Source organism: Intrasporangium sp., assembly GCF_040414665.1.
Taxonomy (GTDB): domain Bacteria; phylum Actinomycetota; class Actinomycetes; order Actinomycetales; family Dermatophilaceae; genus Intrasporangium.
Map to the genome: position 1 here is coordinate 169,766 of NZ_JBEDUL010000064.1, position 12,718 is coordinate 182,483.

General features: G+C 69.3%; 12 protein-coding genes. 7 read left to right on the forward strand and 5 right to left on the reverse strand.

Going from position 1 to position 12,718, the window contains the following annotated elements; genetic code table 11:
* Nucleotides 1-37: 37 nt before the first annotated feature.
* The gene (gene gad / locus ABF401_RS07750) at nucleotides 38-1,414 is read right to left on the reverse strand and encodes a glutamate decarboxylase (protein WP_353508957.1); all 1,377 of its coding nucleotides are present in this window, start codon (nucleotides 1,412-1,414) and stop codon (nucleotides 38-40) included.
* A 33-nt stretch (nucleotides 1,415-1,447) separates the two neighbouring features.
* Nucleotides 1,448-1,993 carry a hypothetical protein gene (locus ABF401_RS07755; RefSeq protein WP_353508958.1) on the reverse strand — a complete coding sequence of 182 codons (546 nt, stop codon included), beginning with the start codon at nucleotides 1,991-1,993 and terminating at the stop codon, nucleotides 1,448-1,450.
* 380 nt (nucleotides 1,994-2,373) lie between these two features.
* Here ABF401_RS07755 and ABF401_RS07760 point away from each other — a divergent pair, with 380 nt between their 5' ends.
* Nucleotides 2,374-2,679: a GNAT family N-acetyltransferase gene (locus ABF401_RS07760; RefSeq protein WP_353508959.1), complete on the forward strand. Its 306-nt coding sequence runs from the start codon at nucleotides 2,374-2,376 to the stop codon at nucleotides 2,677-2,679.
* Between the two features lie 16 nt (nucleotides 2,680-2,695).
* Here the strand turns inward: ABF401_RS07760 and ABF401_RS07765 are convergent, their stop codons facing one another.
* A complete protein-coding gene (locus ABF401_RS07765; RefSeq protein ID WP_353508960.1) occupies nucleotides 2,696-3,127 on the reverse strand; it encodes a YccF domain-containing protein in 432 nt (143 codons plus the stop codon).
* Nucleotides 3,128-3,265: 138 nt separating this feature from the next.
* Between ABF401_RS07765 and ABF401_RS07770 the strand changes: the two genes are divergently transcribed.
* Entirely contained in the window at nucleotides 3,266-4,210 is a 945-nt protein-coding gene (locus ABF401_RS07770; RefSeq protein WP_353508961.1) for a hypothetical protein, read from the forward strand.
* 42 nt (nucleotides 4,211-4,252) lie between these two features.
* Here the strand turns inward: ABF401_RS07770 and ABF401_RS07775 are convergent, their stop codons facing one another.
* Nucleotides 4,253-6,883 (reverse strand): ATP-binding protein, encoded by a 2,631-nt coding sequence (locus ABF401_RS07775; RefSeq protein WP_353508962.1) that lies wholly within the window; start codon nucleotides 6,881-6,883, stop codon nucleotides 4,253-4,255.
* A gap of 161 nt (nucleotides 6,884-7,044) precedes the next feature.
* Here ABF401_RS07775 and ABF401_RS07780 point away from each other — a divergent pair, with 161 nt between their 5' ends.
* Nucleotides 7,045-7,659: a hypothetical protein gene (locus ABF401_RS07780; protein WP_353508963.1), complete on the forward strand. Its 615-nt coding sequence runs from the start codon at nucleotides 7,045-7,047 to the stop codon at nucleotides 7,657-7,659.
* Between the two features lie 96 nt (nucleotides 7,660-7,755).
* On the opposite strand, the gene ABF401_RS07785 is transcribed toward ABF401_RS07780, so the two are convergent.
* Entirely contained in the window at nucleotides 7,756-9,246 is a 1,491-nt protein-coding gene (locus tag ABF401_RS07785; RefSeq protein WP_353508964.1) for a YibE/F family protein, read from the reverse strand.
* A 95-nt stretch (nucleotides 9,247-9,341) separates the two neighbouring features.
* Between ABF401_RS07785 and clsA the strand changes: the two genes are divergently transcribed.
* The 4 genes from clsA to ABF401_RS07805 are packed head-to-tail and all read left to right on the forward strand — an operon-like array spanning nucleotide 9,342 to nucleotide 12,552.
* Nucleotides 9,342-9,950 (forward strand): cardiolipin synthase ClsA, encoded by a 609-nt coding sequence (gene clsA, locus ABF401_RS07790; RefSeq protein WP_353508965.1) that lies wholly within the window; start codon nucleotides 9,342-9,344, stop codon nucleotides 9,948-9,950.
* A complete protein-coding gene (locus ABF401_RS07795) occupies nucleotides 9,947-10,948 on the forward strand; it encodes a DUF881 domain-containing protein (RefSeq protein WP_353508966.1) in 1,002 nt (333 codons plus the stop codon). The genes clsA and ABF401_RS07795 overlap by 4 nt, the downstream gene beginning before the upstream one ends.
* A 31-nt stretch (nucleotides 10,949-10,979) precedes the next feature.
* Nucleotides 10,980-11,312 carry a small basic family protein gene (locus ABF401_RS07800; RefSeq protein ID WP_324144329.1) on the forward strand — a complete coding sequence of 111 codons (333 nt, stop codon included), beginning with the start codon at nucleotides 10,980-10,982 and terminating at the stop codon, nucleotides 11,310-11,312.
* Between the two features lies 1 nt (nucleotide 11,313).
* Nucleotides 11,314-12,552: a DUF881 domain-containing protein gene (locus ABF401_RS07805; RefSeq protein ID WP_353508967.1), complete on the forward strand. Its 1,239-nt coding sequence runs from the start codon at nucleotides 11,314-11,316 to the stop codon at nucleotides 12,550-12,552.
* Nucleotides 12,553-12,718 lie beyond the last annotated feature (166 nt).

Genomic DNA, 12,718 nt, shown 5'->3' on the forward strand with positions numbered 1-12,718 from the left:
CCTGTCGGGGATGGTTCCCTCCGCGCGGACGAGTCGGTCAGTGGCCGGGCCCGGTCACGATCTTGGCGCGCTCCGACTCGTGCACTCCGCCCTTCCTGTCCAGGGTCCTACAGGCCTCCTCGATGTCCCGCGCGAGAGTGTCGACGTGCTCTCGGCTGAGGGTCTCCTTGACCAGGGCTCGCATGATGGTGATGTCCTGGGCGTTCGGCGGGAGGGTGTATGCCGGAACCATCCAGCCGCGCTCCGCCGACAGCTGCCAGGCGATGTCGAACTCGTCGAAGCTCTCCTCCGCGGCCAGCCGGAACGCCACGAGGGGGAGCTGCTCCTGGTCCGCGCCGATCAGCTCGAAGCGGCCCTGTTCTCGGAGCATGTCGCCCAAGGTCCGCGCGTTCTCCTCCATGTTCCGCATGATGTACGCGTAGCCGGCTCGGCCGTAGCGGACGAAGTTGTAGTACTGCGCGAGCACCATCGAGGAGCCGGTCGAGAAGTTCAGCGTGAACGTCGCGTCCGTCTTTCCGAGGTAGTTCTCCTCGAACACCAGGTCGTGCGCGAGATCCGACGTCTCGCGGAACACGAGCCACCCGATGCCCGGGTAGACCAACCCGAACTTGTGGCCCGAGACGTTGATGGAGCGCACCTGCTCCAGCCGGAAGTCCCACGGCGAGTCCGGGTAGAGGAAGGGCCACACGAAGCCGCCGCTCGCACCATCGATGTGTAGCGGCACGTCGAGCCCACGGGTCGACTTGATCTCGAGCAGCAGGTCGTTGATCCCGACGACGTCGTCCTTGTGGCCGGTGAACGTCGTACCGAGGACAGCCGCCACGCCGATGGTGTTCTCGTCGAGGAGCGGCGCCACGTCCTCCGGCCCGATCGTGTACTTCCCCGGCTGCAACGGCACGATTCGGGGCTCGACGTCGAAGTACCGGCAGAACTTCTCCCACACCACGTGCACGTCGCCACCGAAGACGAGATTCGGCGAGTCCGTCGAACGTCCTTCGGCCCGGGCTCGCTCGCGCCACTTCCACTTGAGGGACAGGGCTCCGAGCATGATCGCCTCCGACGAGCCCTGGGTGCGCGCGCCCGTCGTATCACCCGGCGCATGGAAGAGGTCCGCGAGCATGCGGATGCAGCGTTGCTCGATCTCAGCCGTGCGCGGGTACTCCGCGTGGTCGATGAAGTTGCGGTGCAGGTTCGCAGCGATGAGCTGCTGCGCCTCTGGCTCCATCCAGGTCGTCACAAACGTGGCGAGGTTCCGGCCGGGATCCCCTTCGAGCGCGAGGTCTTCGGCCACGAGGCGAAGGGCGTCGACCGCCGTCATGCCGTGCTGGGGGAACTCCCGACTCGGGACCTCCTGGGTGATGAAGCGGTTCCCGAACAGGGCGGCATCGGCCATCGGGTCGGTCGACATGGACATGGCTTCTCCTTCAGTCCGGACAAACGGAGGCGTTCATGAGCAGTGCAGACCACTGGTCGTGCTCTCGAGAGCGGTCTCCAGCTGGTCGATCGGGCCCTGCATCGTGGACTGGACCTGGCCGAGGTCCGACGTGCTCAGACCCTGGAACGTTTTCTTGACGTTGTCCCACGCCGACTGCAGCACGGCGGTGTCCTGTTGGGCACCGGTCGACATCCCAGCCACGAGGTTCTTCACCGTCGTCTCGAGGTTGCTGATGTCGGTGCGCACCGCCGAGAGGTTCTTGGACTGCAGGTCCGACTTGAGGGTCGAGGCGGCGCTCTTGACGTCCGACAACGCAGGGCAAAGGGTGCCACTCGCGGCCGCGGCCGTGGTCGCGAGGGTTGTTGCAGCGCCAGCCGGAGTCGAGTTCACCGCGGGCGAACCACCCGCGGAACCAGAGCCAGCGCTGGTGGAACAGGGCGGTAGCGCCATCGCCAGGAGTGCGGCCCGGACAACCTTGGGCAGGGCCTTCGTCACCATCGCGATCTCCTCGTCATCGGCTCCTCGCATCGTGGACCGCGAGGCCAGCGACGGCATCACCCCCGGGAGGCTATTCCTCTTCGAGTGGCGCAACATCCCGGAGGACTACCCGCCAGGGGTAATGCGTCGAGCCGTCCTTGGGTGCGACGGTTGCCGGAGTTGCCGATGTACGACGAAGAAGGCTCGCCAGCCGGCCCCTTCTCCCTGTGCATGCGGCTCTACGCCCCCCGTCCCGAGGCACTCGATGGGCGCTGGAACCCGCCACTGCTCGTCCGGGCCTGAGGCCACTCAGTCCTTGGCACGCCGACGAGATTCGGCAGGCACGTCCCGACCGATCGCCTTGACCTCCTGCCGACCTCGAACGACGATTGGCTCCAGGCCCCGTCGGACGCACGGTGACACGTCCGACCCGATCTCCCCTTGACCGCCGAGGTGCCACGATGACGACGCAGGTGCTCGACGCTCCGGAGCGGAACAGGTACGAGGTCGTCAGGAATGGGACGGTCCTCGGTTTTGCCGCCTACCAGAAGACCGCCGAGCTGATCGTCTTTACGCACACCGAGGTGGACCCATCCGTTGAGGGCCAAGGCATCGGCGGCGCACTCGTGCAGGGCGCACTTGACCACGTGCGGACGCTCGGGCTGGATGTGCTGCCTATCTGCCCCTTCGTCCATGCGTGGATGCTGAGACATCCCGAGTACGGCGACCTGGACTACCGGCGACCGGCCACCAGGGCCACCGACTAGTGCCGCACCTGCACGGTCAGACGGGTGGGGCCGACCCCGTACCCATCGGCACCCCGTAGCGGTCGCCACCGACCGCCGACACAGGCACGACGCGCGTACCCAGGGGGACGAGTGCGAGCGGCACCATCTTCCAGCAGGCCACCCCGAACGGGATGCCGATGATCGTCACGCACAGCAGCAGTCCGGCGGTGAGGTGGATCAACGCCAGTTCCCAGCCGAACAGGATGATCCACAGGACGTTGCCGATCAGCGACCAGATGCCTGCCTCCCGGCTGATGACGACGGTCCGCCCGAAGGGCCACACGACATAACCGGCAAGCCGGAATGACGCGATGCCGAACGGGATGGTGATGATGAGCACGACGGCGAGGATGCCAGCCAGGACGTAGCCCAACGCGAGCCACCAGCCAGCGAGCAGGAACCAGAGGATGTTGCCGATCGTCCGCACGGGATCACGATAAGGCGACCCAACGCCGAGGGCACGCTTCGCCGGGGACCAGGCCCAGCGGCATACGGCAGGACTTTTGCCCCTGCCGTGACGCGACGGCAGCCCCGCACCGTGGTGGCAGCACGCAAGGAGGCGCTCATGACACACGCGAGCAACAGCTCAGCGGTCCACCTCGGATGGTCCGTGCCTCGCGGACACGTTGAGCCTGCACACGGTCCGCAAGCCAAGGATGGGGGCCCGCTTCGTGCCGCGTACTTCGGCTGCCTCGGCGGACTGGTCGTCGTCGCAACGGTGTATGGGCTGGTCGCAGAGGATGCCTATCGGTTGGTCCCCGCCCTGACCCGACAGACCTGGCGGGCACAGGACGCCGTGACCCTGCTCCTCGTACCGGTGCTGCTGTGGTCGAGCAGGCGGGCCCGGGCCGGCTCCCTCAGCGGTCACCTGCTGACCACCGGCATCGCTCTCTGGTTGGCCTACTGCTACGCCCACCTGTCGATCGGGGCGCCGTTGAACCCGCTCTTCCTCGTCTACGTGGCCATCCTCGGCCTCGCCGGCTTCGCCACCCTCGACGGCGTGGTTCGACTCGACGTCACAGCCACGTCGCCGGCCTTTGGTCGAGCGCCGCGCCGCGCCGCTACCTGGCTGCTGACCGCTGGCGGGATCGGCACCGCCGCGCTGTGGCTCACCGAGATCATCGGCGCCTGGCCCGACGGAAGGCCGCCGAACCTCCACCTGTCGGAGCTGCCCAACCCGACGTGGGTCCTCGACCTGGCCTGGACCATCCCGATGTCCCTCGGTGCCGCAGCGCTGGTGCTCCGGCGCCACGCGGCCGGGCCGGTGCTCGCCGCGGTGATGCTGGTGTTCCTGCTGGTGCTCTCGGCCTCGATGGTCGTGGTCACGCCCCTCGCCTGGGCAGCCGGCCTGCAGACCGACCCTGGAGTGCGAAACCAGATCATCGTGTTCACCGTCCTGTTCACGATTCTCGGAGCCGTGGAGGCATGGCTCCTGGCCATGGGCCAACGTCGCATGGGCACGGTTACCGCGTCCTGGTTGCGCGCCGGATGGTGGCCGACAGCCACGTGACGTCAGGGTCCGGCCCTTCGATGCGCCGGATGAGGGTCGCGGTCAGCCGGCGCCCAGACGGGCAAGCAGCGCCTCCACGTCGGTCTCGCGTCCCCTCTGGATCTCGCGCTCCCAGTCCTCGGCAGAAATCACGTCCTGCGCCATCGCCCACGCCTCTGCCAGCTCCTCGTCCTCGTGCGGGTTGGGCAGCGACAGCCGCACCCGCATGGCCTGCTCCGCCCCGAGCAGCTGCGCAGCACGGCTGGCGTCGCGGAGCCTGAGAACAATGTTCATGTACGTGTTCGCGAAGGCCATCGTCAGGTTGGGGCTGTGCAGCGCCAGGACCGAGTCGACGAGCGACTTGGCGATCTCGGCGGCCTCCTCGGCGCGGCCGCTCACGGCGAGCAGGTGAGCCAGGTTCTGGCTCTGGACCGCGACCTCGTGTGCGTCTCCGGCCTCCCGGACGATCTCGAGCGCCTCGTGGGTCAGCTCCTCGGCGCGGGCAAAGTTGCCGAGCTCCTCCTCGACCCCAGCCAGGTTGCCCAACGCGCGATTGAGACGGTCCGGGTCGCCGATCCGACGATGGAGCACGAGGGCGTCCTCGAAGGTCTGACGCGCGGCGTGGACGTCGCCTTGGTGGAGCTGGGCCGTCCCGAGCACGGCCATGGCGTACGCCTCCCGCTTCTCGTCGGCAACGACGCGTGCCGTGGCGAGGCTCTCGAGGGCGAGCTCCCCGGCTCGCTGGAGGGCGCCGCGGGTGATCAGCAGGTTGGCATACAGCGCGAGGCCCTCAGCGAGCTGGCCGGACGGCGCCCGGCCGGGGCGGTCGAGGGCCTGTTCGAGCCAACGGATTCCCTCGAGGACGTATCCACCCGTGTACCACAGCCAGCCGAGAGAGGAGGACAGGCGCAGGTCGATCGCGGCGTCGGCGGCACCCTCGCGGCCTCGATCCCCATCGGGGCGCAGTGACCAGGCCAGGGCCTCGCGGAAGTTGTCGAGCTCGGCCTCAGCTTGCTGCAGGGCGAGCAGATGGTCGACAGCACGCAGCTGTTGCAGCCTTTCGGCGACCTGCAGGTAGTAGCGGGCATGGACCGAGTGGACGACGTCGAGCTCGTCCGCCTCCCGCAGCTGGCCGCGGGCGAAGGAACGGATCGTCTCGAGCAGGCTGATGCGAGGCTCACCGCCCGGCCCTTCCGACATCAGCACGAGGCTCGCATCGACCAGCTCGGCCACGAGCTCCAGCGGGTCGGAGGAGCTCGCCGAGACGTCTCCCGAGACGGCCGCCACGGCATCGAGGTCCGCGCCACCCGCGAAGACGCCCAGGCGACGGAAGAACGCCTGGTGCTGGGCGGACAAGAGGTCATACGACCACCCGATCGTGTTCCGCAGGGTTCGCTGTCTGCTCGGCGCCTGGGTGCTCCGCGCCGCCACGTCAAGGCTCTGGTCGATCCGGCGCAGCAGCGCCGGGGGACTGAGCAGGCGGATCCGGGCGGCCGACAGCTCGATCGCCAGGGGCAGCCCGTCGAGATGCCGGCAGATGGCCACGACGTCGGCCACGTTGTCCGCCGTCAGACGGAAGTCGGGCCGCACACTGCGAGCGTGCTGAACGAACAGCTCGACGGCCGGTGACGTCACCGCGCTCGACACGGTCGACCGCACGGGCAGCGGCAGTGGTGGGACGGGATAGAGGTGCTCGCCGGGCACGCCGAGCGGTCGTCGTGAGGTCGTGAGGACGGCGGTGCGCGGTGCGGACTGGAGCAGCTGGGTGACGACGTCGCCGGCCCCGTGGAGCTGCTCGACGTTGTCCAACACGACAAGGGCCGCTCCGTGAGCCAGCTGCTCGAGCAGGCGTTGCGGCGATCGCGCACCGCGGGGGAGGGCGAGTACGTCGGCGATCGACGTCCACATCACGTCCGCGGTTCCCACCGCGGCCAGCGGGACGAAGTAGACACCGTCCGGGAAGGACGCTGCGATCTTTGAGGCAACCTCGATGGCCAGCCGGGTCTTGCCCGTCCCTCCTGGCCCGGTCAGGGTGGCCAGACGAACGTCGGGCGGGTGGATGAGGCGGGACAGCTCTGAGACGGCCGGTTCACGCCCCACCAGTGGAGTCGTCGGGGTCGGCAGGGTGGACGACGCCCCGAGAGACCTGAGGGCGGGGAAGTCCTCCTGGAGGCCCTTGATGGCCAGCTGGAACACGCGTTCGGGTCCCGGCAGGTCCTTGAGGTGGTGGGCCCCGAGGTCCTTCAGCCACACGTCCTCGGGCAGAAGTGCGCCGGCAAGCTCGGCGGTCGCCGACGTGAGCACGACCTGGCCGCCATGAGCGGCGGCAGCCACGCGTGCAGCCCGGTGCACGTCGATCCCCACGTAGTCACCCTCGTGCAGCTGCGGCGTCCCGGTGTGGATGCCGATGCGCACGCGGATCCGCTCGCCCCCGGGCCAAGCCTGGGACTCGAGCCCGCGCTGGGCCAGCACTGCTGCCCGGACGGCGCCGTCGGCCGTGGGAAACACGACGAAGAAGCTGTCTCCCTCGGTGCCGATCTCCGTCCCCGCGCCGGCCGCCCAGGCGGAGCGGAGCACCTGACGGTGCCGATCCAGTGCGTCGGTGTAGTCCGGGCCCAGGCGCGTGAGCAGCAAGGTGGAGCCCTCGATGTCCGAGAAGAGCATCGACAGCGTCCCGGTCGGCAGGTCACGCACCGGTCCTCCCTCCCACACCTGACGCAACGAGCGTCTGTGCAGGGGCCACGTTCGTCAAGGTCGCGGGGGCTGGCCGTCCGTCCGTTCTGCACGCACGAATCCGGGTATGCGACAGACAGAGCGACCAGGAGTCGCTCGTCCCAGCGAGTCAGGAGGACTCCATGGAAGGCAGCACGATCGTCTGGATCATCGTGGCGATCATCGTGATCGGCGGCCTCGTCGCCTTCGCACTGTCGCGCTCTGGCGCGCGGCGGACCGAAGCGGAGCGGGCGAAGGCCGAGGAGATCCGCGAGAGCGCCACCGAGCGCGAGCGTCAGCTCCGCGAGCGCGAGGCCAGCGCCACCGAGGCGCAGGCCCGGTCGGATCTGGCGAAGGCAGAGGCGCAGCGACAGCAGCTGGAGTCCGATCGGCTGGCGGCAGAAGCCGCGAGCCGGACCAGCGACGCCGAGTCCGTGCGACGAGAGCGAGACGAGCAGATGCGCGCGGCCGATCTCAGGGACCCGGACGTCCGCACCGATGACGAGGGATACCGCATCGACGAGCACGGCAACCGCACCAGTGGTGACGGCTCATTCGACGGGGATGTCGACGGACGTACCGACGATCGACGCACCGACGACGGGCGCACCGACGACGGACGCCCTGCGGACCATCGCGTCACCGCGGCCGACCCTGACACCGATGGCTACGACCGGGATCGCCTGGGCGTCGACGACACCGACCGCCCAGACGCCGGCGAGGGCGGCACTTCCCGGCCGCACCAGCACAACGTGTGACCAGTCCCGTGGTGCCAGGCGCCATGGCCGTATGCCGCTGAGCCCGCCCCGCTGGACGCGATGCTTCCAGCGGGGCGGGCTCTCAACCGTCCTGAATCAGCGCCTGCGAGAGCGGGCTTCCCCGCGCGAGCTCGGGGTGCGATGGCTGCCTGCCGCCCGCTGGAGGTCCGCTGCGCTGGGCCCGCGGCGCCGGTGCTCCAGGACGCCGGTCCCCGGACGGGCAGTCCCTGAGGGCTGGGGACGAGTGAGCACGGTGTCGTCAGGTTGACGTTCTGGGAGGACGTCTGGGTCGATGATCTCCGTCGGCAGGATCTCCGGCTCGCGGGACCGACCCACGGTGAGGGCAGCGATGGCCGTGGTCGCCGGGACCGCGAGGACGAGCCCGATGGCGCTGGCCAGGGTCCGCACGATCTCCTCCGACATCGCTTCCGCCTGCAGGAGGTCGAGGACGGGACGCTCGTAGAGAAACAGCAACAGGAGCACCGGAAGCGCGGCCCCGGCGTACGCGAACACGATGGTGTAGATGGAGGAGGCGATGTGGTCTCGACCGATCCGCATCCCGGATCGGAACAGCGCTCGTCGCGACAGGTGAGGTGCCGCCGCGCGCAGCTCCCACACCGCGGACGACTGGGTGATGGTCACGTCGTTCAGGACGCCGAGTCCGGCGATGATGATCGCTGCGGTCAGCAGGTCGCGAGGACGCATCGTCTCGTTGAAAGCGGCCAGGGTCGCGCCTTCGTCGTCCGCGACGCCACTCAGCCGCGCGAGGTGGACCGCGAGGACGCCCAGGAAGGCGGTGATGCCGACGCCGAAGAGCGTCCCCGCGAGGGCCGTACTCGTCCGGGTCGACAGCCCGTGCGCGAGGTACAGGACGACGAACATGATCGCCGAGGACCCGATGAGCGCCACCCGGATCCCGGGCTGTCCCTCGAGGAGCGCCGGGAGCATGAACGTGATGACGACGAGCCCGCCGAAGCCGAGCCCGACGAGCGCGAGGACGCCGCGCAGCCGGGCGACGAGGGCCACGACGAGGATGAACAACGCAAGGAGCAGTGCGAGGGGCGCGCCGCGCTGCACCTGGAGGAAGGAGTAGGCGGTGGGCTCGGAGCCCTGGGCGGGGATCTTGAGCAGCTGGACCTTGTCCCCGGCCTGCAGACCCGACGTCGAGACCGGCCTCGGCACAGAGATGGTGACGGTCAGCTCGTCGTTCCAGTCACCGGTCTCGGGCTCGAGCAGGACGCGGATGGCGCCGCAGGTTGCCGAGTCCAGGGCAGTGTCGCCCCCCTGGTTCTCCATCGGAGGTGCCCCGACCTGGCTGTCGGCGCCGGCGCATGGGGGCAGCACCTCCGAGACGGTGGCGATGGGGAAGGTGACACCGGGTGCGGCGAACTCGGACGACGCCACGCGGTCCACGGCCGAGTCGTCTGATGGCCAGTAGCGGATGAGGCCGAACAGGGTGGCCACGGCGGCGAGGATGAGGAAGATGGAGAGCGCGGCCTTGGCCAGCGAGCCGACCTCGACCTGGGAACCACCTCGATGCGAATGACTGTGCGAATGTCCTTGGGAGTGGAGGTGTCCGCCGGGCATGGAGGAGAGTGTGCCACGACTCTGCCGGGCGGTGTCCTGGGGCCGTGCCTCCCCGGAGGGGTTGCCGAGCCGGACCGACGGTTAGGCTCTGACACGTGGATGGCGAGGTCGTGTCAGAGCGGCGCCCGGGCGAGGTGTCCGGCCGCCTCCTTACGCTACCCAACGTCCTGTCCATCCTGCGGCTGGTCGGCGTGCCGCTCTTCCTCTGGGCCATCGTGGCAAAGGAGGACGGCTGGGCCCTGGTGATCCTCATGCTGAGCGGCCTCACGGACTACGCCGACGGCAAGATCGCCCGCACGTTCCACATGGAGTCGCGGTTCGGCCAGCTGCTGGACCCGATCGCGGACCGGCTCTACATCCTGACCACCCTCGTCGGTCTGGCGTGGCGCGACATCATCCCGATCTGGCTCGTCGCCGTGCTCATCCTGCGCGAGCTGACGATGGCCGCCATGCTGCTGCACCTGCGGATGCGTGGGCAGATCGGCCTGCCCGTGCATTTCGTCGGCAAAGCCGCCACCTTCAACCTGCTCTACGCCTTCCCGCTCCTCCTGCTCGCCAACCGGACGGATTGGGTCGGCGACCTCGCCAAGCCCATCGGCTGGGGATTCGCCTGGTGGGGCGTCGCCCTCTACTGGCTCGCGGTGGTCCTTTACGCACTGCAGGCGAGGTTCGTCCTTGCGCGGGCGCGGTTGGAGGCGGGATGACGACCGGCCCCGGGCAGCGCCGCCCTGATGAGTCGATGACGCTCCTGACCTCGATGCTCGAGCGGCCGCTGGACGCCGGCTACCAGGAGGCGGCCGATCGCCGGGTGGCAGCCGGCCTCCCGCCTGCCACGCCGACGCGCACCGCGGTCGTCATCATCATGATGGTGCTCACGGGGTTCCTCTTCGCCGTCGGTGCCCAGGCACTGCGCCCCCGCCCGACCGCTGCGGCCTCCGTCAAGGCTGAGCTCGTTTCCCGGATCGAGGGCGTCCAGGCCGACAGCCAGCAGCAGGAGTCCCGGATCGCCTCGCTGCGCAAGGAGGTCGGGGATCTGGATGCACTGGCGCTCCGCCAGGCCGGTGCCGACAACTTGACCGACACCATTCGCGGCCTCGAGATCGCGGCAGGCGTCGTCCCGCTGACCGGTCCCGGCCTGACGGTGACGCTGGACGATGCGCCGTCGGCGGGGCGAGACCCCAATCCCGGCGACCGACCGAGCAGCGGGTTCGACTCGGGGCGGGTCACGTCCAGCGACCTCCAGATCGTCGTCAACGGCCTGTGGGGCGTCGGCGCGGAGGCGATCGCGATCAACGGTCACCGGCTCACCTCCACCGCTGCGATCCGTTTCGCCGGTCAGGCCATCATCGTCGACTTCCGCCCCATCACGCCGCCGTACGTCATCACCGTGCTCGGTGATGCGGCACGCATGCAGCAACTGTTCGAGCCCTCATTCGCCGGCGTCTACCTCGCTCAGCTGCATGACCAGTTCGGGATCTCCTCGGACCTGTCGGCCGGCGATCGCCTGACCGTTCCGGGCGACTCCGTGACGCGGCTGACCGCTGCGAAACCGTTGACGGGCGGCTCCGCCACGGTCACGAGCTCGCCAACCGGGAAGGCGACCACCGCGACCGAGCGCGAATCGAGCGAAACCACGACTGACCCCGGTACCGTCACCCCCGGGACGACCGAGCCGGCCCGGTCCTTCGGAGCGCGCCGATGACCGCGCACGACGACACACAGAGGAGCGCTTCGTGATTCCAGCCCTCGGGCTCCTGGTGGGGCTGACGATCGGCCTGTTGCTCGACCCAGCCGTGCCCGTGTGGCTTCAGCCGTACCTCCCGATCGCCGTCATCGCGGCCCTGGACGCCGTCTTCGGTGCCGTCCGTGCCGTGCTCGACGGGATCTTCAACGACAAGGTCTTCGTCGTCTCGTTCCTGTCGAACGTCGTCGTCGCCGCCTTCATCGTCTTCCTCGGCGACCAGCTCGGAGTGGGCGCGCAGCTGTCCACCGGGGTCGTCGTCGTGCTCGGCGTCCGGATCTTCTCCAACGTCGCATCGATCCGGCGTCATCTCTTCAAGGCCTGACATGGCGCGCCGCAAGGGAGGCAAGTCCCAGCGTTTCAAGAAGCCTCAGGGAGCGCCCGCGGAGGCCGCCACGCAAGCGGTCGATGCCGAGGCCGTTGCACCGGAGGTGCAGCCTGCGGCGCCCGAGACGCCGGCCGAGACCGTCACCGAGACACCGGCCGAGACGCCCACCGAGCAGCCCACCGAGACGCCCGCGACGCAACCCTCCCCTTCGGAGGAGGGTGGGGCGCCGGTGGACCCGGAGGAAACCGGCCCGGAGGCCGTCCGTCCGGATGAGCCCGAGACACCGGAACCCAGCCCGGAGCAGGACGAGGCCCCGGCTCCCGAGGAGCCCACCGGAGAGGCGGCTCTCGATCCGGCCGGCGCCGATCCGGTCGACACGGCGGCAGCTGTCGTCGCGCCACCCGAGCCACAGCGCCCGGCCGCCCATGTCGTGGAAGCCAGCACAGCGGCATACGGCCCTGAAGCCGTGACGCCTGCCGACCTGGCGGTGGGTCGCGAGGGCGTCCCCTCGGGACACGTCGAGGGCAAGGCGGCGTGGCGGCGCCTGTTTCGCATGAGCAGACCCCGGACGACGAAGGCCAACGTCCTCGGTGCACTGCTCGCCATCGCGCTCGGCGTGGGCATCGCCACCCAGGTCCAGCTGACCAACGAGCGCGGTCTCACCGAGCTCAGCCAGTCGGACCTGATCCGCCTCCTCGACGACATCTCAGCCCGTTCCAGTCGGCTGGACGCCCAGCTCCGGGAGCTGGAGTCGCGGCGCGAGAAGCTGCTCAGCGGCACCGACAGCGCCGCCGAGGCCCTACAGCAGGCCCAGCGCCGCGCCGACACGCTCGGGATCCTGGCGGGCACGCTGCCCGCGGAGGGGCCCGGCATCACGGTGTCGATCAGCGACCCGAGCAAGCAGGTGAGTGGTCCGGTGGTCCTCGACCTGGTCCAGGAGCTGCGCGACGCAGGCGCCGAGTCGATCGACGTCGGGGGAGTACGCGTCGTCGCCTCCTCATACGTCGGGGACAACAACGGCGACCTGTCGGTCGACGGCAAGCCCCTCAGCCGACCCATCCTCGTCAAGGCGATCGGCGACTCCAACACGTTGGCGTCCGCCATGACCATTCCGGGTGGGATCGTCGAGACGATTCGTCAGAAGGGGGCCAACGCCTCAGTGAACGAGTCGAGGTCGATCGAGATCACCTCCACCCACACTCCGGCACCGCTGACACACGCCGAGCCCGGCAAGTGAAGCGGCTGCGGGAGGGCGCGAGACATCAGCCGCAAGGCTGTGGGGGACTCGCGCCCCCAACGCGGCTCGGCCGCCGGTAGATTCGACTCGACCGTTTGGCGGAGCGGCCTTTCCTGCGTCGCGCTGCAGATCTCGAGCACCCCAACCCACCCGTTCTGACAGGAGC

What these genes read in the sequence shown, in the direction of transcription:
- gad (WP_353508957.1), bottom strand. Translation starts at nt 1,414, where the DNA reads ATGTCCATGTCGACCGACCCGATGGCCGATGCCGCCCTGTTCGGGAAC.
- ABF401_RS07760 (WP_353508959.1), top strand. Translation starts at nt 2,374, where the DNA reads ATGACGACGCAGGTGCTCGACGCTCCGGAGCGGAACAGGTACGAGGTC.
- ABF401_RS07770 (WP_353508961.1), top strand. Translation starts at nt 3,266, where the DNA reads ATGACACACGCGAGCAACAGCTCAGCGGTCCACCTCGGATGGTCCGTG.
- ABF401_RS07780 (WP_353508963.1), top strand. Translation starts at nt 7,045, where the DNA reads ATGGAAGGCAGCACGATCGTCTGGATCATCGTGGCGATCATCGTGATC.
- ABF401_RS07785 (WP_353508964.1), bottom strand. Translation starts at nt 9,246, where the DNA reads ATGCCCGGCGGACACCTCCACTCCCAAGGACATTCGCACAGTCATTCG.
- ABF401_RS07795 (WP_353508966.1), top strand. Translation starts at nt 9,947, where the DNA reads ATGACGACCGGCCCCGGGCAGCGCCGCCCTGATGAGTCGATGACGCTC.
- ABF401_RS07805 (WP_353508967.1), top strand. Translation starts at nt 11,314, where the DNA reads ATGGCGCGCCGCAAGGGAGGCAAGTCCCAGCGTTTCAAGAAGCCTCAG.